A 25,614-nucleotide genomic window follows, 5' to 3' on the forward strand; every position below is an offset into this window, starting at 1 on the left:
GTTGAGTGGTTGCGGGCGGATTGATTCGGGTCGGCCCGCCAACCTCCGCCGTCCGGGATCCGGCCTAGTTTCTTGACGTCGATGTGGATCATGTCGCCTGGAGCGTCGCGTTCGTAGCGGCGGTCCGTGGCACGGGACGCGCGGATCCGTTCACCGGTCACCGGGTCCAGGTCCCACAGTCTGGGCTTGCCGGCGCGGGTCAGGATCCGGGAGACCGTCCGGGCGCTCGTCCCGCACCGGGCTGCCAGGCCCGCTGGCCCTTCGCGGTGCTCAACCCGCTTTGCCAGGACGTCGGCAACGACGCCTGCCGGGGTGGCGTGCGGGCACGACCTTGGGCGGGAGCTGCGGTCTTCAAGGCCGGCCCAGCCGTGCGTCCTGTACCGGCTGAGCCAGCGGTGTGCGCAGGTCCGCGAGATGCCCATTTCCTTCGCGACATGGGCCACGGGACGGCCGGCGAGGACGCGCTCGATGATGATGCGCCTACCGTTTGGAGTCAGGCGGGCATTACGGTGGGACATGACACTCCTATAGACATTTTTCAAGTCATGCCTTGTTCGTTGAGGCGGAGTGTTTGTACCAGGACAGGGAAGACTTGGCGTGCGATGTAGCGCTTGAGGCAGCGCATGATTTCCTTTTTGCCGAGACCCTCGGCTGTTCGTCGGGCGACATAGTCTTTGGTTCGCTGGTCGTACCGCATTCTGACCAACACGATGTGGTGGAGCGCGGAGTTGGCCTTCCGGTCGCCGCCGCGATTCAAACGGTTTCGTTCTGTTTTCCCTGACGAAGCAGGCCGCGGACAACTGCCGGTCAGGGCCGCGAACTGTTTTTCGCTTCGTAGGCGTGCCGTGTTGTCGCCGGCGGTGATGAGCAGTTGGCTGCCGGTGTCGGGGCCCGAACCAAAGACGTTCATAAGGCCGGGTGCGTGGGCTTTGAGGAGACGGTCGATTTGAGCCGTGAGATCCCGGACCTGCTCATCGAGTTCCTGGTAGCGCTTTGCCAACAGGCGCAGCGCATAGCGGGTGCATTCTTCTGACGTGACTGGCTGCCGTTGGGGGCGGGTGGCAGCCAGCGCCGCGACGAGCCGGGGTGTTGTCAACGACCGGTATGGTGAGCGCACATTCTCAGGGGAGCTGATGAGCATTGCTTTGATCTGGTTGATGGTTGCCGTGCGGTCCCGCAATGCAGACTCCCGGACTGTCCTCAGGCTTCGCAGGGCTTCGACGAGCCCGTTGCGGCCCTTGGGCGCAGAGCTCGCTCGGCCGCTCATGACTGCTTCCGCAGCGCTGTAAGCGTCGAGCTGATCCGTCTTCCCCCGCCGCCGGCGTTGATCGCGGCTGGGCTGATTGACCTCGATAACCTCGAATTTTGCTCCCACCAGTTGCCGGGTGATTTCAGCGCCGTAGCTGCCCGTGCATTCAACTCCGATGCTAAGCGCGTTGCCGTTCGCACGGATGAACTCGATGATCTTCCGGTATCCACCGGCAGTGGCTGGAAACTCCTGGTCCGTGAGGCGCCGCCCGTGCTCGTCTATGACCGCCACGAAGTGGGTTTCCGCGTGGGTATCTATCCCCACGTACACGTTGGGACTGTTGCGTTGCATGATGGTTCTAGCGCACCTTTCCGTTTCAAATGGGGGTGCGCAGCCGGGCGGGCCTGCCAGTCAGTTCACTATTGGGACGCTTGTCAGACTCCTATCAGGACACGGCAGCCTGCCCGGCCACGCCTCTTGTGAGGCTGGCCGATCGGCAGGTCATGTCGAGGACAACTCCCACCCGTCGAACGGAGGGGGTGTCAGAAGACCTCTGGGCCAGACCGGCAACCCCGAGAGCATTCTTCTCCTCTCCCGGCGTGCCGGGCCGGCTGCCATGCCGTTGGTCAGGCCAGAAGTTTTGACCCTCACAAACCAATAGTGAAGACCTCTTAGTCGTTGGCTGTGTGTGGTAACCACCAACCTAAGAGGTCTTCACCTATTCACGATGTAACCAACGTCCTGACTCAGTACAGCTAGGACCGTAAACACGCCTCGCAAGGTTGGTAATGTAAGCCAGTGGTGTCTATATGTACGGAAGCATGTCTCGTGGGGGAACTGGTGTGGAGCAAGACCGCTGGATCGAAGTAAGCGATTCGCAGTTTCCGCATGAGGTCGAGGGCCTTGCCTACCTCAAGAACAAGATCCCCGCTCAGAGCCCCTACCGTGTGTGGAGCAACTTCGAGTTCCGTGACGGCCGCGGTGGCTGGCACGAGGTAGATGCCTTGTTGCTGGGCCGCGGCGGCCTGCACCTGCTTGAGCTCAAGTACTATTCCGGCCGGCTGACCGGCAACGATACGCAGTGGCTCCGTGATGGCCGCCGCGCGGAACCGTCGCCCCTTCTGTTAGCCAGACGCAAGGCCCAGTACCTGGCCTCAAAGCTCAAAGATGCGCTGGCTGACTGGGCACGCGAAAAGGGCATTGGATTCGACGAGGTGCGCGGCCTTGTCCCTTTCGTCAACCAAGCCGTCTTCCTACATCACCCAAGGTTCGTCAGCGAGCTCCCGGCTTCTTCGGCCCTCGGTCTCTATGGACTCGATGACGCCGAAGCTGTCAGCCATCTTCCGGGCATCAGCGACTTGATTGGCCAGGAACCACGTGCCAATGCAGCCATCGGCCAGAACCAAGAAGCTATCCTCGTAGACCTCATGGCTCGCATCGGCTTGGTTCAGCGCCGCGAACGCGAGGCCGGGTCATGGATCATCGCAGACGGAGCTCTTGACGAGGGCCCGGGATGGCAGGACTGGAGCGGCTATCACAAAGTGTCCAAACAGGAAACGGTCCGGATCCGTTTCCAGGTCACGCCGCCGGGGACAGCGCAGTCAGTAGCCAGCCGGAACTACAAGATCGCCGAACACGAATTCCGGCTCATGAGCCGACTTTCACACGACGGTCTCTTGAGGCCCCGCGATCTGGTCGACTCTGAGCTCGGTGTCGGATTGGTTTACGACTATTCCGACGGCATGCAGCGGCTGGATCTCTGGCTCGCCGGGCAGCCTAACGGGCTGCCTCTGGATCAGCGCCTGTCCATCATCCGTCAGCTGGCAGAAGCCCTCGACTATGCCCACCGTAACCAGGTGGTCCATCGTGGCCTGAGTCCAAAGGCCGTCTGGGTCAAGACGGTTCACGGACAGCCAAAGGTTCTCATCGGCGACTGGCAAAGCGCTGGCTTGGCCTCAGGCGAGGTGCTGACCGGCCACGCCGCCGATGGCGTCACTTCACTGCTGGACCGCAGGCCGGACCCCAATCAGGCTGACGCGTGGCTGACCGAAGCTTTTGAAGCTCCAGAGGGACGCTGGCAACCGGAATCAGCAGACCGTATCCGGGTGGACGTCTTTTCTCTTGGCGCCCTGGCTTACTTCATCCTCGCGTCGCAACGTCCCGCTGATTCGTCGCTGGTCCTCGCGGAGCGCCTCCGGAACCAGCTCGGCCTGGACCTGTCCCTCGAGCTGCCCTCGATCTCGCCCAGCATCCGCGAAGCCGTCCTGGGTGCCACCAGGCCCGCCCCCGGCGAGCGGTTCGACGGCGTCGGTAAGTTCCTGGACGCCTTATTCGATTCCTCCTCGCCCTCCGCCTTGGCAAGTGAGGACGTCGACGCCGTCGAGGCTGCTCCGGGCACAGTTTTGGCTGACGGACGATTTACTGTCGTTCGCCGGCTCGGGCGCGGCTCGACTGCGGTCGGGCTGCTGGTTAAAGACGCGGACGACGACGGCGCGCAGCGGGTGTTGAAGGTTGCGGTGGATGCGAAGGCGGCGCAGCGGCTCCACGAAGAGGCCGCAGTGTTGCGTGCGCTGTCTGGTCCGCGCTTGGTCAAGATTATCGATGGGCCGCTCTCCCTCGGCGACCGCTCAGCTTTGCTGTTGGAGAGCGCTGGCGAGCAAACGCTCAGCGAACTGCTGCGCGAGCGTAAACGTCTCTCCCTGGACCTGCTGGAAAGACTCGGCCGGGACATCCTTGAGGCACTTGTTCAACTAGACAAGGACGGTGTCGATCACCGCGACATCAAGCCAGGCAACTTGGGCGTTCGGACAGAGCGCAGCGGCAAACACCTCGTACTCTTCGACTTCTCTCTTTCCCGCGCTGCGGCGTCGGACATCGCTGCAGGAACCCCTCCATATCTTGATCCATTCCTGGGTGGGGTCCGGACTCGGTTCGATTCCGCCGCGGAACGATACGCCGCCGCCGTCGTGCTGTTTGAAATGGCAACCGGTCACACGCCGTTCTATGGTGACCCGCTTGCCAACCCCGCGTCCGTACCGGACGAAGCCACCATCGAGGCCCACGACTTCGACCGGGCCGTTGCCCCACGCCTCGTCTCCTTCTTCCGCGCGGCGCTGGCCCGCGATGCCAGGCGACGCTATGACACTGCTACGGAGATGCTGGAGAACTGGCGGGCTGCGTTCCCGACGGATGCCACCACCGCCCCGGAGAACTCGGACGAGCTCGCGGCTGTGGCCACACCGGCCACCCCGTTGGAGCAGTCCGGCCTTTCGGCGCGCGCCCTCTCCGCTCTTGAACCGCTCGGAGTCGCCACCGTTGGGGAACTCACAGCCGTTGACCCGATCCGACTCAACGCCCTTCGCGGCGTGGCACTGGCCACCCGTCGGGAGGCTTCAGCGCGGGCAGGCCTGTGGCGGGAGAAGTTCGGCGAGAAGAAGCAGGGGAATCAGGGGACTGCGCCGCTCCCCTCGGTGTTGGCCCTTGCCGAACAGCTCATCGAGGCCGCTGGGACAAGGAAGGCGGTGCAGTCCCGAGCTGCCGCCGGCCTGATCCTTGGCACATACGGCGACGTGGACGCGTTCGCTACACAGGCGCAGCTGGGTGCGAATCTGCCCAACCCTGTGACCTCGGCCGGCGCGAACCAGTTGGTCGGAAAACTCCAGACTTCCTGGGCCGAGGAACCACGCGTGCTGGGTTACCTGCGTCACCTCACCAGCGTGGTGAACCAGCGCCTTGGGGCCCTTGGAGGGACAGCCACGGTCGATGAACTGGCCGCGGAAGTACTGTCCCAGACCACGGTCGAGTCCGAACGAACCGGCGAGAATGAACGCATCGCCCGGGGTCTCCTGCGGATCGTCATTGACCGTCAGCGGGCCCTCAAGCGCGCGGATGTCAACGACGAACCCCTTGAACTGCGCCGGCGGGAGGGCAGCGCACTGCTGATCGCCAGCGAGGCGCCGTTGTTGGATGTGGCAGAACGCCTGGGCCGCGAAGGCGATGCACTGCTGTCAGAGTCGACGGCACAGCCCGCCCTTGTTCCTGCCGAACGCGTCCAGCTGCGCCTGTCAGCGATACTCGACGCTGCAGGCATCGAAGATCCTTTGCTGCGCGACAGGGTCCGGCTGGCGCGTCTGGCCGCCGGGTTATCGCGCCATGCCGCAGCGTCCGGTTCCGGCGAGCTGCACCACCGGGATCTGTCCCAGGTCGAGGCGCTGGGGCTTGCCCTGCGCGGAGTCGCGGGGCCGCAGCGACTCTCGCCCCGCGAAATCGTGGACCGTGTGCGCGTCCGTTTCCCGGCCGTGCAGGGTCTTCCGACGTCGGGACGTCTCGCCGAGCTGCTCCGTGAGGCCGGCCTGGACTTGGTCCACGATCCCGATTCTGGGACCTACGGTGCGCCCACCATTGTGGAACCAACACAGAGCAGTTCCTCGCGCCTAGGCACAGGAACGCATGTCGGCAGCCTTGTATCCGGCGATTCCACCCCGCAGCAAAGGCTCAACGAGAGCATCACCCTGCGGTCCTTCCTGGCGTTGGGTGCCCGCGCTGACCGCTGCGACGCGCTGGCCGACCGGCTGGCAGCGGAGTTCAATGCGCAACGGATTGATGTCACGGCCCTGCTGCTGGACGAGCTGAAGTCCCTGAGCCTCCGGGAGGGTTTCCCGTCCTGGGAGGCGCTTGTGCGCGCGGACGCGCAGCCCGAGAACGACCGAGCTTCCCGCGGTGTGGCCGCAGCAGTGAAGCTGGCCGTGCCTGTTGTCGAGGCGGCCATCGCCCAGGCGACTGCCGACGTTCCCGAACAGGAACCCCGGCCGGTCCTCATCGTCGAAGCTTCCCCCCTGGTCCGCTATGGACATGCCGACCTCATCCGGCGTTGGAGCGATCTGGCCACCCCCCGCGGCCAGGCGGTGTGGGTGATCCTGCCCCAGGTCGGAGCGAACCAAGGACCGCTGCTCGACGGCGTCTCGGTACAAACGTCCCCTAACCAGTATCTTCGTGTCGAAACAGCCTGGATTGACGCCCAGACAGACCTCATCCCGGCAGCCGTCGAAGGAGCCACCGCATGACCATTGGCAAGGAACTCACTCCCAAGCTGCAGAAGCTGGTGCTCCGGGTCGAAGACGACCTGCGCGTTAGGCTGGAAGAAGATCCAGAGCTCAAGGCCAGGTGGCAGACCGAGCACGCGGACGCCCTGCGCGCCGAACGCACCTCCTCCGCTTGGATCAGTTGGCGTGACGACCGCATCACCCAGGCTGCCGTCGGCTGGGTCCTAACCACGGTGTTCTTGCGCTTCTGCGAGGACAATGCGTTGCTCTCCAAGGTTTGGATCGCCGGTCCCGGCGCCCGCCGGCAGGAAGCGTTCGACGCCGAAAACGCCTACTTCCGGGCCCACCCCGAGAACACCTGGCGCGAGTGGATCATGGAGGGCATCACCCATCTAAAGTCCTTCCCCTCTACCACGGCTCTGGTAGACGAGCACGCAGCCCTGTGGCAGGTCTCCCCCTCCGGCTCCATGGCCAAGGAAATCCTTGACTTCTGGCGCGCCACGGACGAAGCCGGCGTCCCGCTCCACAACTTCCAGGACAGCGAACTCTCCACCCGATTCCTCGGCGACCTGTACCAGGACCTTTCGGAGTACGCGCAGAAGACCTTCGCGCTGCTGCAGACCCCCGTGTTCGTTGAGGAGTTCATCCTCGATCAGACCCTAATGCCGGCAATATCCGAGCGATCTCTGGACGGGTTCAAACTCATTGACCCGACCTGCGGATCCGGGCACTTTCTATTAGGAGCGTTCCAGCGACTGCTGGCGGCGTGGGATGCAAAGGCGCCGGGCCTGGAAACCCGTGACCGAGTTCAAAAGGCACTCGACTCGATCCATGGAGTGGATCTGAATTCCTTCGCCGTGGCCATCGCCCGCTTCAGACTGACCGTCGCCGCGCTCCAGTCCACCGGCGAGCTCGATCTGGAACGCGCCCCTGCCTTCAAGTTCCACCTCGCCGCCGGAGACTCCCTACTACACGGCCGTGCTCAGCGTGAACTAGATCTGGGAATAGCTGACGTGGACACTGCAGTGAGCAGTTTTGCGTACGCCACCGAAGACCTCGAGCAACTGAATCGGCTCCTTACTTCGGATCAATACGACGTGGTCATCGGAAACCCGCCGTACATCACGGCGCCTGACTCGTCCCCGCGGAAGCAATACCGCGAACGCTACAAGTCAATCAAAGGCCAACTGACTCTCACCGTTCCGTTCATGGAACGGTTCTTCGGGCTAGCGAAACGAGCCCGGGACGGGCAAGAGGCTGGCTGGATCGGCCAAATTACGGCGAATTCATTCATGAAAAAGGAGTTCGGTTCAAAACTAATTGAAGAATTTCTCGTTCGACAAGACCTTCGACTTGTGGCGGATACCTCCGGAGCTTATATTCCAGGGCACGGAACACCAACCGTCATCATGGTCGGTCGCCGGCAGCCACCGACCAGCCAGTTCGTCCGGGCAGTCCTAGGTGTCCGCGGGGAACCCGGGCGCCCAGAAGATGCCTCCGAAGGCCATGTCTGGCAAGACATGACCAGCCACGTTAGTCACCCAGGATATGACGGGGAATGGGTCACGGTCGTGGATCTACCACGGACAGCACTAGCGGCACACCCCTGGAGCCTAAATGGCGGCGGGGCCGGTGCACTACTGGACAGACTCAACACCTGTAGTTCGCGGCTATCGACACACGCAGTAAACATTGGACGCACTACCGTTGTCGGAGAGGACGACGGCTGGTTTACAACACCATCGCGCGCAAAGGCCATCGACCAGATTAGTCAGACCCGACGAATTGTAATCGGAGAAGATGTCCGCGACTTTGCCCTCAGGGGAGAGTCGTTTATCTGGTGGCCGTACGATGACGTTTTCAAGCCTTCGTGGATTCCTGAGGAGCATCCGGTGATAGCCAAATGCCTTTGGCCCCTGCGTACACTCCTCGCGCAACGTGTGGTCTTCGGACAAACGATGTCGGAAAGAGACCGGCCTTGGTACGACCATTTGGAATGCTACACGTCAAAGATGCGAACGCCCCTTTCGATTACATTTGCGGAAGTTTCCACACATAATCATTTCGTTCTTGATCGAGGCGGGAAGGTCTTCAAGCAGAGCGCGCCGGTCATCAAGCTCGCTGAAGGCACCGACGAGCAATCTCATATGAGCCTATTAGGCGTACTAAACTCATCCGCAATCTGCTTCTGGTTGCGTCAGGTATGCGGTGCCAAGGGAGGGTCCGGGATCGGGCGGGGTATCCAGGCAGAGGCATGGATGGAGCGCTACAGTTTCAACCCAACGAACGTCGCCGACATTCCGTTACCCACGTCCTTACCGTCAGACCTGAGCAGCCAGTTGGACCGTCTGGCTAATCAAAGAGCTGCACTTCTCTCAGACGTCATCTCCGAAGACAAACTACCCACCGCTAAAAAGCTGTCAATGGCGCGCAAGCAGTACGACTCCACTCACTACCAAATGATCGCGCGTCAGGAGGAACTGGATTGGGATGTCTACCGCTTGTTTGGGCTCATCGATGAAGATCTGACTTATACAGATAGTGACCTCCCCGAAATCAGTCTCGGTGAACGGGCCTTCGAGATCGATCTCGCTCGTAATATGGCGGCAGGCAACGCTGACACTGCCTGGTTCGCACGCCATGGCTCTAGGGCAACCGAGGAAATACCAGTGGACTGGCCATCGGCGTATCAGAAAATTGTCCAGCGCCGCTTGGAGGCCATTGAGCGTAACCCGCACATCCGACTGTTGGAGAGGCCGGAGCACAAGCGCCGCTGGGCCACCGAGCCGTGGGACCGCTACCGCGACCGTGCCCTGTGTCGCTGGCTGCTGGATAGACTCGAGGACCGCTCGTACTGGTTTGACTCTCACGACCGCCCGGTCGCCCGCAGCATCGCACAACTCGCAGACATGGTCTCCCGGGACGCCGATCTCGTCAGCGTCCTTGCCCTCTGGGATGGCAGCGTCGACGTTAACGTCACCAACGCACTCACCAAACTACTCACCGATGAAGCAGTCCCCTACCTCGCGGCCCAGCGACTCAAGGATTCCGGTCTGCGGAAGCACAAGGCGTGGGAGGAAACGTGGGAGCTGCAGCGTCGTGAGGACGCCGGTGAGGACGTAGGCAAAATCCCCGTGCCCCCCAAATACTCCACGGCAGACTTCCGCAAATCCTCTTGGTGGCAGGCCCGCGGAAAGCTCGACGTACCCAAGGAGCGCTTCATTCTCTATCCGGATGCGGGGCGCTCTGCCGACCCGACGCTGCTGCTCGGGTGGGCCGGGTGGGACCACGTTCAGCAGTTCCTCGTCCTCGCTACCATCATGGACGAGCGGATCGCCGAAGGAACCGATGATGCTCAGCTGATCCCGCTTGTAGCCGGCATGGCGGAACTGCTGCCTTGGGTTAAGCAGTGGCATGGCGATCTGGATCCGAACTTCGGCATGAGCATGGCTGACTTCTGCTCCGCACAATTGGAGGAACGCATGACCCAACTCAACGCCTCAGCCACCGATCTGAAGGCATGGCGCCCCGCCACGTCCACTCGCGGCCGCCGTGCCGCCAAGGAGTACGCATGACCATCCTGCTTCGCGACGTCTTCGACATTCCTGAACGCGCGGGGGTGGAGGATTATGTCCTCCGCCTGACCGACGCTGTCAGCGGCGACGGCGCCCGCCACGCCCTCGACGACTATGTGGTCACGCCATCGTTGGTCGAGGCGTTCGATTCCGCAATGGGACTAGTGTCCAACGCGCTCACCACTGGCATCAACCGCGGGGCGTTCCTGACCGGGTCCTTCGGCTCTGGTAAATCCCACTTCATGGCCATCCTTCACGCGCTACTGCGTCATGATCCGAAGGCACGTTCAGTAGTGGAGTTGCAGGAAACCGTGGCCCGGCATGACTCCGTCTTGTCCGGCCGGAATATTCTGCCGCTGGCCTTCCATTTCCTGGACGGCAAGTCGATGGAACAAGTGATCTTCGACGCCTACGTACGCCATATACAAGTCGCGCACCGTGAAACATCCTTGCCGGCCCTCTTCGCGTCCGACGCACTCCTTGAGGACGCCGAGAATCTGCGGCAGCAGATCGGAGACGATGCGTTCCTTCAGGGCCTCGGCGGCGGGCAGGTCGACGATGAGTTCGATGAATTTTCCGGCTTGCTCGGCTCAAGCGGATGGGGGCTCGACCGCTACAAGACTGCTCTCACCGCGCCGGCTCAGAGCATAGAGCGACAGTCGCTGGTTAGCGCCCTGGTCGGGACGTACTTCAAGGCCTACGTTCGCTCCGGTGAGTACGTGGATCTGGACACAGGCCTCGCCGCCATGTCTGCACACGCCAAGTCGCTGGGGTACGACGCCGTCGTCCTGTTCCTCGACGAACTGGTCCTCTGGCTTGCCTTCGGCATGCATGAACCGGAGTTTTTCCGCCGGGAATCGCAGAAGCTGACTAAATTAGTGGAGGGCTCCTACGGGAGCCTCGAAGCGCCTCTGGTCTCGTTCGTAGCGAGGCAGATGGACCTGCGAAAGTGGTTCGCGGACGCCGGTGCCAACGGCGTCCAGCAGGAGGCCCTCGAGTCTGCGTTCCGGCACCAGGAGGGACGCTTCGCAAAGATCGAATTGGGCGATGACAACCTCCCGTTTGTCGCCAGCAAGCGCCTCCTGATGCCCAGGGACGACGCCGGCAGGCAGTCCGTAGACGACGCCTTCACCCGGCTGGACCGCAACCCGAAGGTCTGGGACGTACTTCTCGACGGAGTCAACTCGGACGACCAGCACCGTGGTTCGGATGAGAAGGCCTTCCGGCTCACCTACCCGTTTGCCCCCGCGTTGGTCTCCACCCTTCGATCGCTGGCCAGCGTAATGCAGCGTGACCGGACCGCATTGAAGGTCATGCAACAGATGCTCGTTGACCGCCGGAACACAATGAGCATCGAGGAGGTCATCCCGGTCGGTGACAGCTTCGACTACATCGTCAAGGGCCAGGCAGGGGCTGCCCTTGACGCGCAGGCCGCGGCGCTCTTTCGGTCCGCGACCCAGCTGTACCAGGACAAGCTGCTGCCCAAGATCCTCTCCACCCACCACCTTGCCGCTGCCGACCTGCAGGACCCGTCCCGGCTGACTCCGGCATTCCGCGCGGACGACCGACTCGCCAAGACGCTGCTGCTCTCCGCTGTCGCTCCCAACGTCCCTGCCCTGAAGGCGTTGACGGCGGCCCGGCTCGCTTCGCTGAACCACGGATCCATCGCTTCCCCGTTGCCCGGCGGAGAGGCCAACATTGTGCTGGCCAAGGTCAAGAACTGGTCCCGTGAGGTGCCCGAAATCCATGTGGGCTCCGAACCGCTGAATCCCATCATCCGGGTCCAACTGTCTAATGTGGACTACGAGTCAATCGTGGAGAAAGCCAAGGGCGAGGACAATCCGGGGCGCCAGCGTGAGCTCATCCGCAAGCTGGTTGCCGAAGGACTCGGTCTGGAACTCGGCGACCCCGATGCCTGGAACGTCTACCGGCACCCGGTGGTGTGGCGCGGCTCCAAACGCGAGGTCGAACTGGTCTTCGGCAATGTGCGCGATGCAGGCTGGCTCACGGACGAGCATTTCCGGGCAGGGGCCGGCGCCTGGCGCTTCGTCATCGACCACCCCTTCGATGAGCAACAGCACACCGCCACCGAGGACATCGAGCGCATCGAAAACTTGCGCGCCCGCAATTTCACCTCGCGAACGGTCGTCTGGCTTCCCCGCTTCCTCTCGTCAGATTCGATGCGCGACTTGCGCCGGCTCGTGGTTCTCGACTGGTTGTTGGAGGGTACCGGGGACCGGTGGAACAGCCACGCCAACCACCTCAGCGAAGTCGACCGCCAACAGGCACGCGGTATCCTCGAGTCGCAGCAAGCGGCCCTGCGCGAAGGATTGTTGCGTATCATCCAGCAGGCGTATGGCGCAGCAACCCCCGCACCCGGGACTCTGCTGGAGGATCCGGCACATGTGGAAGTCCTGTATTCGCTGGATCCGGAATACGTACCCCAGCCGCCCGTAGGGGCAACCCTTGGGGCAGGGTTCAGGCAACTGGTAAATCGAGCATTCGAATCCTCCTACCCCGGACACCCGCGCTTCGAGCCGGAGGATACCGAGATCAGGGCCGCCGACCTCAAGGCGGTTGCCGCCGCGCTTGAGGCCGCCGCTGCCGATCCTGAAGGCCGCGCTCCCTACCCGGGAGATGCCCGGACAGTCCGCAGGATCGCCAACCCTTTAGAAGTCGGGCTCGCAGGAGAAACCCATTTCCTCTTCGGTGACGGCCGCTTCGGACCGTGGGGTGCCGCGCTTGAGCGAGGGCTCTCCCGCGCCGGCATAGGCAATGACGACCCCGTCACCGTTTCGAAGCTGCGCGAAATCATCGCCGGAGTCGAACCGGCACATGGGCTGCGCAACGAGGTCTCGGACCTGATCGTCATCGCGTGGGGTTTGTTGCGCCAGCGTGCCTGGTTCAACCATGGCGGAGCCTTATCCGCCACCCCACCGCCTGGTTCGCTCCAGCCCAGCATGGAGCTGCGCCCGCAGCCGATGCCCACTGAAGAGGAATGGGAGGCCGCCCGGGCCACCGCGGGCCGCGTCTTGGGTATCGAGGCTCCGATGTACCGCACCCCGGCCGCCGTGGCCACCCTTGCCGACGCGACCCGAACGCTCGCACGCCGAACTGTTACTGATGCGGATGTGCTCGTCAACGCCTTGGAGTCCGCCGCAACAAGACTCGGGATCGACGGCGGGCCACGCCTTCAACTTGCCCGCGGGATTGCAACTACTCTGGGAGCGCTGCAGCACCAGAACGGTGTCACGCTGATCCAGACCTTGGCTGGCCTTGATCTCCCGGCTTCGCCAGAGGAAGCGGCAGCATCCCTGGCCCGCGCCAAGGAAGTTGCCGCAGCCGTATCGACCTTCGCGTGGAACCGGCTGGCTCCCGTCCGTGAAGCTACCAAGGGGCAAGATACTCGCGCGGATGCCGCCCAAAACATCCTCGACCAGCTCACAACCGCCCTGAGCGGCCATGAGCACGCCTACGCATGCGCGAAGGCGCTCAAGACCGCCGAAGACGGAATATTTGATTGGCTCGCCACGGCGTCGCCCCCGTCTGTCATGCCTCCCATTCCTGTCTCTCCACCTGTTCCACCGGTGGTTACACCCGAACCTAACGAAGGTAAACCCGAACGTCCGGACGATGTCGACCTTCCGCTCACGCCGCCGCAGCCAGTCACTCCAGGTGGTGAGTGGCGCACAGCCCATGGAGGAGACAACGTGGTAGCCGAACTGCAGGAGTTCATCCTTGAAAACCCTGGTCGCCGTGTCGAGGTGCAGTGGAGGATCGTCGGGTGAACGGCCAGGCAGCGGTTCAGAGCACGGTGAGCACCGCAGTTGTCCGTTCCCTTATTTCCGCGGCCCGCAAGCACAGCACTCAGCGCGTGATCGGCCTCCGTGCAGTCCCGGACGCCGATGCTGAACGACGCTTCGCGGATTCCGGAGAGCGCGTACACGTCCTGCCGTGTGTTTCATCGCTGGCCATCCGAGACGCGTTGCGCAACCGTGCTGGTGATGAATGGCTCGTGATCCTGACGGACCGGCCGGAAGAGGATCTGGGGGCCGGAATCCTCGGGCACTTTGCGAACCAAAGGCTCCAGACACCAGGTGCGTGGGAAGCACTCAAGGAACGTTTTGGTGCTGATCGGATCGACCGGCCGCTGTCCACCCTCAAGCAGCGGCTGCCAGTGGCACAAGGCCTACTGCGCATCACCCCGGATGAAGGATGGCCTGCAGCTCCCGGCGCAGTCCTGACCATCGATCATGCCTTCGCTTCAGTCGCGGAGCGGCAGCTGGCACTGCAGCGTGGTCCGGTAGATGGCCTCAGCGTCCTCGATTGGACCATGCGAACCGATGCCACAGATCGAATGGCAGACCTGCGCGAGTTTGGCGGTAACGAACTTGCCGACGCAGTTCTTCAATGGCTGACCGACCGCGCAGGGCTGGCAGGGAAGCCGCTCCTGAGGTTTCTTCTCACCGGCCGCGCCGCCGAAGCAGTGCCGGTCGGCATCGCCTTGAACGTGCTTACCGAGACTGGCGGGCGGACAGCCCAGGACCGGCAGCTCAGCGAGCTTGCGCTGGCACGTCTCGAGCACCTCTGGGCCGGCTCCGCGGAACCAATCACCCCTTCCATGCTGGCGGCACTCGGTAAGTCAGCCCGCAACGTTGTAGAAGCGCAACTGGAGGATCCGGCCCGCTGGCAGGAGGCCCACGCGGCCTTGCAGGCGGCCGACAGATTACTCACTAAGATCCAGGCTTCCAGCTTGGGCCGAGATTCGCAGCTGCTCCCCGCCGGACTCACCGCGATGCTGCAACGGCTCGCGGAAACGCTACGTTCGTTCCCTGGGTCGGGGATCGACGCCGTAGAAAAGGCCTGGGCAGCGGCCGAGGACCACCGTCTGGCATATCCGCTACGAGGCAACGCCCAGGATCCGCGCGTAGCCCCATTCCACGCTGCCGTCAGACTGGCCCGCTGGCTCACCGGCGACTACGCTCTTCCCGACAGTTTCATCAGTGCCGTGCATCTGCACGCTCACGTCCACGCCTGGGTCGACACCGCCTACAACGATGTGGCTGCCGGCGTCAGCGACCAACTCTTGGGCGAAGGTCTCGCCACCATCCTGCGACTCACTGAGCAACGGCGCCACGGCCATGACCGAGAATTCGCGCGGCTGCTGGCTACGTCAACCTCCTCGGACGAAGGCAGAGCGGCGGGTCGCTTGGACGGTGCAGGAGACCCCGTCTGGCATCTGGAGCGTTTGCTGCCCTCAGTGGTTCTGCCACTCGCTCGAGCAAAGAACACGCTCCTGCTGGTTCTCGACGGCATGAGCGCCGCCAGCGCCGCGGAACTCGCCTCCACCGTGCTTCATGGGAACGAGGGCTGGGCCGAGGTCATCCCGGCTGCGTCGGAACGCCGTGGGTCCGCCGTGGCCGTGATGCCGACGCTCACGAACCTCAGCCGAGCTTCCCTGTTCAGCGGTCAGCTGACGTCGGGAGGGCAGTCCCGCGAATTGTCCGGCTTCACCGCGCTGACAAAGGCCGGCGGGATCGCCCAGTCGCAGCTCTTCCACAAGGCGCCACTGGATTCGTCGCGGCCTGGATTGGCCCTGCAGGACGACATTTCCGTTGTCATCGCCGACCAGCAGACGCCCCTCGTGGCGTGCGTTCTCAACACCATCGATGACGCCTTGGACAAGAGCGACCCGGCCGGAACCACGTGGACGCCTGACACCATCCGGCACCTGCGACCGTTGCTATCCGCCGCGATGGCAGCCGGACGCACCGTGGTCATGACGTCCGATCATGGGCACATTGTGGAGCGCCGCCGCGGGGAACTGCGCGCGTTCGGTGAAACGAGCAGCGCACGGTCCCGGCTGCCGGAGACCCCCATTGGTGAGGATGAGGTTCTTGTCCAAGGACGCCGGGTTCTCGCCGAGGGCGGGCGCGCAGTGCTCGCCGTCGATGAAACCCTGCGCTACGGACCGATTAAGGCCGGATACCACGGAGGCGCTTCCCCCGCCGAGGTAGTAGTTCCCATTGTGGTTCTCGTTCCGGGCGACAACGTCCCCGACGGGTGGAAGCTGGCGCCGTCGCAGGAACCGCTGTGGTGGTCAGTTGTGGCCGGCGGCGGCGCGGCGCGCCCGGCAATCCCGGGGGCCGGGCTGACGAAGACCGCCAAGGACAACACGCCATCGATGCTCGACATCCTCGACTCCTCCGACCCGGTGCCCGCCGCGCCGCGGTTGGGCGCCGCCGTCGTATCTTCAGGCATGTACAAGGCGCAGAAAGCGATCGCGGGCCGACTCGCAGTCTCCGACAGCCAAGTCGCTTCGCTGGTGGATGCGCTGGCCGCCGGGTCCGGGACCCGGCTGGCCAAGGAGGCTGCCGCCGTCGTCCTCCAGGTCGCACCCGCGCGCATGGATGGCGCGGTGGCCCAACTGCAGAAGCTGCTCAACGTCGAAGGCTACGGGGTGTTGCGTGTCGACGGTTCCATGCTGGTCCTGGACGCACGGCTGCTCCGCGAACAATTCGGGGTGACAGATCATGGCTGACGTCTCGCCTCGCAGGCGCCGTGAAGTGATCGACGCGTTGCGGCGCGGCACGGTTCCTTCCAACGGGCTCGATCTGCTGGCCGTCGGTCTGGAGCGTTTCCAGCGCGCCGTCGACGAGGAACTCGAGACGGTCGCAGGTGGTGGTGCCGTGGTCAAGGCTGTCCGTGGTGAGTACGGCACGGGTAAGACCTTCTACACCCGCCATCTTGCGGAGAAGGCGCTCAGGATGGGTTTCGCCGCCGCCGAAGTGCAGATTTCCGAGACCGAGACCCCGCTGCATAAGCTTGAAACCGTCTACCGGCGGATTACCGAATCGCTGCGCACTGCTTCGGTGGCGCCCAGCGCGTTCCGTTCCGTCCTGGATGCTTGGCTGTTCACCCTTGAGGACGATGCCATCGCCGCAGACCCCGCGGTGGCTACCGCTTCAGCGGCTGAGCTAGCGGCCGCCGCGGATGAGTTGCTGGACCGGCGATTGGCCGAGGTGAGTGCGAAGACACCTGCCTTTGCCCAGGCCCTCCGCGGTTACCGTGCGGCCGTAGCCGCTGGAGATGCTGCGGTGGCAGACGGGCTTGCCGCATGGCTCGGTGGGCAGCCTCATGTGGGCGCTTCGGCCAAGCGCGGGGCTGGCATCCGTGGCGACCTTGACCACTTCGGTGCCCTGGGATTCCTGCAGGGTCTGCTGTTGATCCTGCGCGACGCCGGGCATCCCGGCCTGCTGGTGGTTTTGGACGAGGTTGAGACCCTGCAACGAATGCGCTCGGATGTGCGGGACAAAGCCCTCAACGCGCTGCGCCAGCTCATGGACGAAGTGGATTCCGGTCGGTTCCCAGGGCTGTATCTGGTTCTGACTGGAACACCGGCTTTCTTCACCGGACCGTCCGGGGTGCCCCGCCTGGCGCCCCTGGCCCAGCGGCTGGCTACGGACTTCGGGACCGATGCGCGATTCGACAACCCCCGGGCCGTACAGATCCGTTTGGCCGGCTTCGACCGTGAAGCGCTTGAAGCGTTGGGCATCAAGGTACGGGACCTCTACCTTCTCGGTGCCGATGCTCCAGACCGTATCCGCCAGCTCGTCGACGATCCTTACATCTCTGATTTAGCAGATGCTGTGACCGGCGGGCTGGGCGGCAAGGTGGGCATCGCGCCAAGGATCTTCCTGAAGAAACTCATCGGCGACGTACTGGACCGCGTTGACCAGTTCGGTGACTTCGACCCGCGCCAGCACTACGCCTTGACCCTCGCCCGCGAGGAACTAAGCCCAGAGGAACGCAACGCCGTTGGCGGCACCGCCGGAGCGGCCGGCGGTTATGCGGCGACCGCGGACGACGTCGAACTCAACCTATGACCCAGCTTGCGGGGTTCGACGCGCTCCACACAGTGGTCCAGCACCACATCGCAAACACCCTTGGCTGGGGCGGCCTGCGGCCGCTGCAGTCAGAGGCCATCGGTCCCGTCCTGGGCGGCAACGATTGTCTGCTCCTGGCTCCCACAGCCGGCGGTAAGACCGAGGCAGCGTTGTTCCCTCTGCTGACCCGGATGTCCGAAGAGGCGTGGACCGGGACTTCTGTGCTCTACGTGTGTCCCCTGCGCGCGCTGCTGAACAACTTGGAACCACGGGTGGCATCCTATTCCGGATGGCTCGGGCGCACCGCGACGGTCCGACACGGCGACACCACTGCAGGTGCCCGCAAACGCCAAGTCTTCGATCGACCCGACATTCTGCTGACCACACCGGAATCGCTGGAATCAATGTTGGTCTCCACTCTGGCGGATCCGCGGCAACTCTTTGCAGATGTACGTGCCATCGTCGTCGACGAGGTACATGCCTTCGCCGGGGACGATCGGGGCTGGCACCTGCTGGGAGTTGTGGAACGCATCTCTAAGCTGGCTGGCCGTCCGCTCCAGCGGATTGGACTGTCCGCGACGGTGGGCAATGCGCAAGAGCTCTTGAAATGGCTGCAAGGCAGCAATCGCATCTCGGAGATACCCGCCTCCGTCATCGCTCCGGACGGTGGCTCCGCTGCCGTACCGGAGATGCAGCTCGATTTCGTAGGCAGCGACCTAAATGCAGCCAAAGTGATAGCGGCTCTGCATCGCGGCGAGAAACGCCTCGTCTTTGCCGATTCGCGACGAACGGTGGAAAAGGTGTCGCTGGGGCTGCGCGACCTTGAGGTGGAGACTTTCGTTTCGCATTCATCCTTGTCCGTGGATGCCCGCAGGCAAGCGGAAACAGCGTTCTCGCAGGCCCGCAACTGCGTCATAGTGTCCACCTCTACCTTGGAACTCGGGATCGACGTTGGTGACCTCGACAGGGTCATCCAGATCGGCGCGCCGCGCACCGTGGCCTCGGTGCTACAGCGACTCGGCCGGACCGGCCGCAGACCGGGGACCGAGCGGAATATGCTTTTCCTGTCTACCGACGACGCACAATTCCTCCGGGCCTGCGGGCTTTTGCTGCTGTGGTCAGAGGGCTATGTGGAGCCTGTCACACCCCCGCCAACTCCGTTGCACGTGGCCGCGCAGCAACTCTTGGGGCTGACACTCCAGGAACGGCGAATCGGGGCCAACACCTGGCACGAGTGGTTCTCCGAGCTCGAGCTCGCCTCGCCGGGCGAGTGGCAAGCCATCGCTACAGGGCTGGTGGAAACGGGACACCTCGATTCGGACCAGGGGATGCTCTTCATGGGTCCCGAAGCTGAGCGAAAGTACGGCGGCATCCACTACCGGGACCTCATGGCCGTGTTCACGGCCGACCCGCAGGTCGTAATTCTGCACGGCCGCGAGGAAATCGGCTCCGTTGATCCGATGGTGTTGCAACGCAAAGTTGACGGTCCCAGACTGCTTACGCTCGGAGGCAGAGCCTGGCAGGTGAACTACGTTGATTGGAAGCGCCACCGCGCCTACGTTGAGCCGTCTGCAAACGCCGCGGACTCTAAATGGTCAAGCATGCCGCAGCCCGAGTCCTATGCCCTGAGCGATGCAACTCGGCGGGCGCTGCTCGGAGCCGTTCCCGCCGGCGTGCTGCTGTCCAAAAGAGCTGTGACCAAGTTGGGCGAGCTGCGGGAAGAATATGCAGGCCGGGTTTCCGGTGATTCGACTGTCATGCTCCGTGAGTCGAATGGGAGGCTTCGCTGGTGGACGTGGGCTGGAGCTCGTGCCAACGGCGTCCTGGTCGCTGGCCTGATAGAGGTGGCGCCTGACTTGCTCGACGAGTCGCGGGCCTTCAACAACTGGCAGATCGGGCTGCGCGGGGACACCACCGCTCCCGCTCTCGCTGAGGCCATGCGCGAGATCCAGGGTGTGCTTCAAGACGAGCCGCAAAGGCTCCTGCCGCAGGTTGATGAGCGTGCGCTCAAAACGCTAAAGTTCGCGGAACTCTTGCCCGCATCACTTGCCGTGAGCACCCTCGCCGAGCGAAGCAGCGACCACTTCGGCGCTACTCAAATAGCCAGATGCGGCGTGGCAACGTCGGAAACGTAGTTATGTGCGGCAGTCACCATTCCATTCTCGGAACGCCGGAACCTTGGCAGCGTTGATACATGACAGCTCCGAGTCGTTGTCGGTGGCAGCGATGGTCGAATGTGAGCCACATCGGCTCTTAGCCCACGATTTGCGCCATCCTAAACAAAAAGCCCTCCCGCAATCGAAAATCATCGGGAAGAATCATTGCGACCACGCTCCATGGACTGAGGAATGAAATTCCTCAGGTATTCGCGGAGTGCTTTGTCATACACGTAAACGTAGGTCCCGTGCATGCCCCTCGTCATGAGGACGGCGTAGATATTCGTAATGTACCTAAGCAAGTCACTGTCGGTGTACACCAGCCCAAGCTTAGGGTTGTTGTCTTTGCCTTTCTTATCGAAGTAGCTAGTTCGATCGACAACAATGGATTGATCCGCCAGATCAAAGCGGAGATCAGGTCCGATAATGACACCCGCATAGTTTAGATCGTATCCCTGGACTGTATGAATAGAGCCAACCTCATCTATTGAATTCCTTGAGTTGATCCAGTCAGTCTGGGTCTGGTTCCAGCGAAGACGAAGTCCATCAATTTCGATGTCAAAAGCATCAGGGTCGGTTTTTGTTTTCCAGGGCCAAGCGAAGCCTGCGACAAGTCGCGCAAGTTGTACCTCTGCCTCTCGCCTACGGATGGCCTCACGCATATCCCTGACATCATCATAAAACCGAAAATCGTAATTCTCAATCGGTGAATAAACGGGAGGTTCTGACGAAAGAATCTTACGAATATATTTGATGTAGTCCGTCCCACCACGGACGCGCATCTGTGAATGCAAACGATAAAACTTTTTCTCAACTTGCGAACGAAGTATGAGGGATTGAACTAAATGCTTGGGCAAGTCCGCGGGCCTAACGCTCTGTTCAGCGTCCACTAGCAGGATCTGGTGCTTGCTGCTCTTACGAACCCAGTCCAGCTGCGTGATCGATAGGTCATCTACGCCAAATAGGGCTTCGGTAATCTCACGATATTTCTTGTTTTGAGGACCAGACGGCTGGTTTGCGCGTTGGCTGAGCCGATGAGCCTCGTCCACTATCAGCAAATCGTACGGCTGCTCGGAGGGTGACAGGTCAAATGGGCTCAGGACCATGCCAGGCTGAAGAGAAGGCGTCTTGTTGAAAACCTTTTTGATGGTTGAACGCAGTGACTGCTGGGGGATGACTAGGCCAACCTTAAGATTAGCAATGAGATCACGGTTGCCTTCTACAAAGTAATCCGAAAAAATTGAGTCACTATCAAAACTTTCACCCTCTTGAGAAAGCTGAATGTCGCGTAGCAGCTTCATGAGATATATTGCAATGATTGTTTTTCCAGTGCCTGGATCCCCCTGGATGACGCTGGTGCTTGGTTCTCCACGCTCTATATCATTGAGAAGGCCATCGAGAATCTCTCCGACGGCACCCGCCTGATCGTGATTAAGAGCTTTAAACGGCGAAAACTTGAAGAGATCGCTGTTCTCAATCTCAGGGATCGAGCGTTCAAACATTCCTTCTGCGCGCAGTTCCTCGAATATTTGCTCAAAAGAGGTTGTGTACTTTGCGCGATCATAGTAGTCCGAGTCACTGACCCCCGCATTTCCATTACGTACCTGATAGCGCCCTTCGCCAGCAAAAAGTCGAATTAGGAACGATTCCAGATCAAGGCAGGCAGACTTATGGAAAGTATCATCGATGACAAGGTGCATCCTTTGTAAGCCACTCTTTTCGCGCGACTTCAAATGCTGCCGCATGCGAGAAGCTACACTTCTCGACTCGCCGACGTACACATCTCTTGAGTCATTCAACGTGTAGACAACTGGCCAGTTAGTGAATTGGTCGCCGCTGCGGCTCAACAGCTCAATCTCGTGAGGCGAAAAATTCCGTCGTTCTATCCTAAAGCTCGTCATACTTCGAACTACGCCCCCGAGCCTTCTCTACTGGGTATTTAGTCCGAGTCTCTTCCAGTTTCTCGGCCACAATCGTGTCAGGATCAAGGCCTAGACGATCAGCCAATAAATAAGCATAGGTCAATACATCAGCAAGTTCTGATTGAACTCGCATCGGTTCAGCTTCTTCGTCCCACTGGAAGCATTCCAAGAGCTCGCCCGCCTCAATTGAGATCGATTTCGCCAAATTCGAGCTACTGTGGAACTGACTCCACTCACGCTCCGCAACGAACTCTCGGAGCAACCGAACTACAGAATTATCAGACATGATTTCACCGTAGCATGCACCCAATGAAGCAAGCCCGAGCGTCCGAATTTTTGTGCAGTCGCAGGCACGAGTTCCCCAGGGTCGTGCGAAGCTCCTCGGTACTTCTACTATCTGGCAACCGTGCGGACGCAAACAAAGCGAGTAGATCACTAAGAACGAATTGCCCATCTACTGAACGTCAATTCTTCCCTAAAGTTCGAGAAATTCTCCACCACCTATGGCGACTTAGAGAAGAAGCCACGAGCTGACCTCGTGTCATACAAAACTACTGCGCCACTGCAGCAGCCGTCGCATAAACATCCGCGGGCATCGGCCGGCGCAGCTTCCACGTGATGGCAATGGGCCTCTCTCCTGAATGCTGGACGTAGTCCACCTGGCCCAGGCACGTGTAGGGAACTGTCAGGCCTGTCTCGTCGTCCGCCGTATCCCTTGTGAAGATCAGAACCTTTGAACCGTGGGTCGCCATGTCCAGGTACCGCTTCCCCGTCGTGCTGCCAGGTGACGTTGCATTCTGCGATTCCCAGTGAAACAGTTCCGGGCTTATCGCGTAGTCCTTGTACATCGTCGTCGCCGAGTGCTTCTTGTCATCTTTGTTCAGCGTGACAAAGAAGGCATCGGTCGCCGTTGCCGGACACCACGCAACGCCCTCGCGGTGTTGTACGTTCTTGCCCTGCTCCAGAGAAGCGTACTGCAACGCAGCCAGAACCTCTTCGCGCCGGTAGGTGGCATGCGAAAGCAGTGGAATGTGCCGCAGCCCCGCGCCGAGGCTCTTGGCTGCGTGTTTGGATGCGGTCACTCCCAGCTTCACGACTTGGCGGATCTCGCTGCACACAAACTGGTAGCTGCGCAGGTAGTCCAGTCCGTCGTCGTACGTTTTGAACCCGCCACCGTCATCCCAAAGCGTGTAAAAAAGCATGCGCGCAAAAGCCTGCTCGCGCATGCCAAGCTCTGCATAGCGGGGCGCGTCGGGAGTAACCAGCATGGAATAGGCCGCGGCACGTTCCGGATCGTCCACGTGGATCAGCGCAGCCATCCGGCCCAAGAGCTTCTTCTCATCGGCATCTGAGAGCACTTGGATCCTCCCACTGAGAACCGCCTCCAGCGGCGAGAACCCGTCAATCAGCTCTGCCTGCCGGAGGTAGCCCGTCCACGAGTCCCGGGTGGAACGGTAGATCGTCTTCACGTCGTTCCCCGACCGCTCCAGATAGGCCTCCAGCTCGGTCTCGGCGTACGATGCTATGTCTCGGACCAGCTGCGCCCGGTTGAACCGGAGCTGCGCCTTAATGTTGTCGAGCACCACCTTCTGCGCGACCCGGTCCAGCACGATCTGGGAGCCGGACGGCAGGTACGGGAACTCCTCCTCAACAGCCTTCTCCAGCTCCTTGCGCCCGTAGCCGGTCAGCGCCCGGTAGCGCAGGTCAAAGCGGAACTCACGGCGCTGCTGGCCGATGAAGTCCAGGACCGTCAGCACCGCTTTGCCCTCCGCACGGCGCAGCCCGCGCCCGAGCTGCTGGAGGAAGATCGTGGCGCTCTGCGTGGGCCGGAGCAGCAGGATGGTGTCCACCTGCGGCAGGTCCAGCCCTTCGTTGAAGAGGTCGACGGCGAAGATGCAGTTGATCTCCCGCTGCCCCAGGCGCCTGAGAGCTTCCTCGCGGTCAGCATTGTCAGTGGTGCCGTCGACAGCCACGGAGGCGATGCCGGCCCGGTTGAACACCTCAGCCATGTAGTGGGCGTGCTGCACTGAAACAGAAAAGCCGATTGCCCGCATATGGTCGGTGCTGGTGACCTTGTCGCGGAGTTCGCGGATCACCTTTGCGGCGCGGGCGTCGTTGCCCGTATAGAGGGCGCTCAGCTGGGTCGTGTCGTAGTTGCCACGCTTCCACTCTAACTGGCTCAGGTCGACGTCATCGGAGACGCCGAAGTAGTGGAACGGCACCAGCAGGTCAGCGTCCAGTGCATCCCAGAGGCGCAGTTCACTGGCGGTGCGGCCTTCGAAGAACTGCTTGGCGACGTCGACGCCGTCACCGCGTTCCGGTGTAGCCGTGAGTCCGAGTAGCTGCTGCGGTTTCAGATGGTCCAGCAGGCGGCGGTACGTGGGCGCCATAGCGTGGTGGAACTCATCGATGACGACGACGTCGAAGAAGTCCGGCTTCAGCTGCTCGATGCCGAGGGAAGACAGCGACTGGACAGACGCGAAGATGTGCTTCCACTCCCGCGGCTTGTGCTCCCCCACGTAGAGCTCACCGAAGACGCCGTCCTGCATGACGTCACGGTAGGTGCGCATCGCCTGCTTGAGAATCTCCCGGCGATGGGCGACGAAGAGTAGTTTGAGGTCGCGGCCGGCACCTTCGGACAGCCGTTTGTAGTCCAAAGCCGCGATGACTGTTTTGCCGGTGCCCGTGGCGGCGACCAGGAGATTGTGGTTGAAACCCTTGAGCCGCTCCGCTTCCAGGTCCTCCAGCATCTCCTCCTGATGCAAGAACGGCTGAACCTCAAGCCCGGTGGGCGCGTCCGGCACCGCGGTACGTCGGCCGCCGTTGCGTTCCAGTGCGGCGTCCAGCTTTTCGCCGTCGCGCTCCGGGTCGTAGCTTTGGAAGGCTCGCTGCTCCCAGTAGCTGTCGAAGGTGACCTCGAACTTCTGCAGGAGGGCGGGCGTCGCGACCGAGCTGAGGCGGACGTTCCACTCCAGCCCGTCCAGCAGTGCAGCTTGACTGAGGTTAGAGCTGCCGACGTACGCGGTGTCGAAACCTGTGTTACGGCGAAACAACCAGGCCTTGGCGTGCAACCTTGTGGCCCGGGTTTCGTAGCTGATCTTGACTTCGGCCCCGTACCGGTTGACGAGCTCGTCAATGGCGCGGCGTTCGGTGGCACCCATATAGGTGGTGGTAATGACCCGGAGCTTGGCGCCGCGCTCCTTGAGTTGTTCAAGCGCGGGCTGCAGGAGCCTCAGGCCGGTCCAGCGAACGAAGGCGCAAAGGAGATCGACGGTGTCAGCGGACTCCATCTCGGCCCGGAGCTCTGCCGCGAGGTTCGGGTCGTCTTTGCTGTTGGTGAGGAGTGCCGAATCGCTCAGCCTCGTGGTGGGGCGGCGAAGTTGGCGCCGCTTGAGTGCGTCCGGGCGGTGGAGCGAGTGGAGCACAGTGGGGCCTGGTGCGACCGTGTCCGTGACGTTTAGTTGCCGCAAAACCCTATTTACCAGCCCAACACGATCCTCAGGGCTTGCGTCGGAGACAGCTATTTCAACCGCACGTGCCACGTGCCGCGCCAGAAAGGCTGGCACATTGTCTGCTTCAGTCGACGCGAACTGCGCCGTAATATCCGGCCTCTCTCGAAGCTTCTTGTCGAGTTCCTCCGTGCGGAGCAGCTCATAGAGCCCCTCGGGAAAGGATTCTGGTGCTTTACCCCCAATGAAGTTGATCACGGCGCTAGAGTACGGCAACCTAAGCGAGCTTGCGGTCAACGACGAGGAGAAGCTGCTGGATCTGAGAGGAGTGACTT

General features: G+C 62.0%; 11 protein-coding genes. 6 read left to right on the forward strand and 5 right to left on the reverse strand.

All coding sequences use genetic code 11. The features are described 5' to 3' along the window. Together J2T23_RS15885 and J2T23_RS15890 are read right to left on the reverse strand one after the other, a co-directional pair. Positions 1 to 518: helix-turn-helix domain-containing protein (locus tag J2T23_RS15885; RefSeq protein ID WP_307361500.1), on the reverse strand; the 518-nt coding region annotated here is incomplete at its 3' end. Positions 519 to 538: 20 nt separating this feature from the next. Beyond that, positions 539 to 1,600 (reverse strand): IS110 family RNA-guided transposase, encoded by a 1,062-nt coding sequence (locus tag J2T23_RS15890; RefSeq protein WP_307361502.1) that lies wholly within the window; start codon positions 1,598 to 1,600, stop codon positions 539 to 541. 491 nt (positions 1,601 to 2,091) lie between these two features. Here J2T23_RS15890 and pglW point away from each other — a divergent pair, with 491 nt between their 5' ends. Genes pglW through J2T23_RS15920 form a run of 6 tightly spaced genes read left to right on the forward strand, consistent with a single transcriptional unit; the run spans position 2,092 to position 19,887 of the window. Beyond that, on the forward strand, positions 2,092 to 6,312 hold the full coding sequence (pglW, locus tag J2T23_RS15895) for a BREX system serine/threonine kinase PglW (RefSeq protein ID WP_307361505.1): 4,221 nt from the start codon (positions 2,092 to 2,094) through the stop codon (positions 6,310 to 6,312). Continuing rightward, positions 6,309 to 9,866 (forward strand): BREX-2 system adenine-specific DNA-methyltransferase PglX, encoded by a 3,558-nt coding sequence (gene pglX / locus J2T23_RS15900; RefSeq protein ID WP_307361507.1) that lies wholly within the window; start codon positions 6,309 to 6,311, stop codon positions 9,864 to 9,866. The genes pglW and pglX overlap by 4 nt, the downstream gene beginning before the upstream one ends. Next, a complete protein-coding gene (locus tag J2T23_RS15905; RefSeq protein ID WP_307361509.1) occupies positions 9,863 to 13,654 on the forward strand; it encodes a DUF6079 family protein in 3,792 nt (1,263 codons plus the stop codon). Before pglX ends, J2T23_RS15905 begins: the two co-directional genes overlap by 4 nt. Further along, positions 13,651 to 16,407: a BREX-2 system phosphatase PglZ gene (pglZ, locus tag J2T23_RS15910; RefSeq protein WP_307361511.1), complete on the forward strand. Its 2,757-nt coding sequence runs from the start codon at positions 13,651 to 13,653 to the stop codon at positions 16,405 to 16,407. Before J2T23_RS15905 ends, pglZ begins: the two co-directional genes overlap by 4 nt. Further along, on the forward strand, positions 16,400 to 17,752 hold the full coding sequence (gene brxD / locus J2T23_RS15915; protein ID WP_307361513.1) for a BREX system ATP-binding protein BrxD: 1,353 nt from the start codon (positions 16,400 to 16,402) through the stop codon (positions 17,750 to 17,752). The genes pglZ and brxD overlap by 8 nt, the downstream gene beginning before the upstream one ends. Beyond that, positions 17,749 to 19,887: a DEAD/DEAH box helicase gene (locus J2T23_RS15920; RefSeq protein WP_307361515.1), complete on the forward strand. Its 2,139-nt coding sequence runs from the start codon at positions 17,749 to 17,751 to the stop codon at positions 19,885 to 19,887. The genes brxD and J2T23_RS15920 overlap by 4 nt, the downstream gene beginning before the upstream one ends. A 170-nt stretch (positions 19,888 to 20,057) precedes the next feature. On the opposite strand, the gene J2T23_RS15925 is transcribed toward J2T23_RS15920, so the two are convergent. From J2T23_RS15925 to J2T23_RS15935, 3 genes are all read right to left on the reverse strand, one after another. After that, on the reverse strand, positions 20,058 to 21,608 hold the full coding sequence (locus tag J2T23_RS15925; RefSeq protein ID WP_307361517.1) for a DNA/RNA helicase domain-containing protein: 1,551 nt from the start codon (positions 21,606 to 21,608) through the stop codon (positions 20,058 to 20,060). A gap of 187 nt (positions 21,609 to 21,795) precedes the next feature. Further along, positions 21,796 to 22,116 (reverse strand): nucleotide pyrophosphohydrolase, encoded by a 321-nt coding sequence (locus J2T23_RS15930; RefSeq protein WP_307361519.1) that lies wholly within the window; start codon positions 22,114 to 22,116, stop codon positions 21,796 to 21,798. A 265-nt stretch (positions 22,117 to 22,381) separates the two neighbouring features. After that, entirely contained in the window at positions 22,382 to 25,537 is a 3,156-nt protein-coding gene (locus tag J2T23_RS15935; RefSeq protein ID WP_307361522.1) for a DEAD/DEAH box helicase, read from the reverse strand. Positions 25,538 to 25,614: the final 77 nt, after the last annotated feature.

This window comes from Pseudarthrobacter niigatensis (assembly GCF_030812615.1).
Taxonomy (GTDB): domain Bacteria; phylum Actinomycetota; class Actinomycetes; order Actinomycetales; family Micrococcaceae; genus Arthrobacter; species Arthrobacter niigatensis.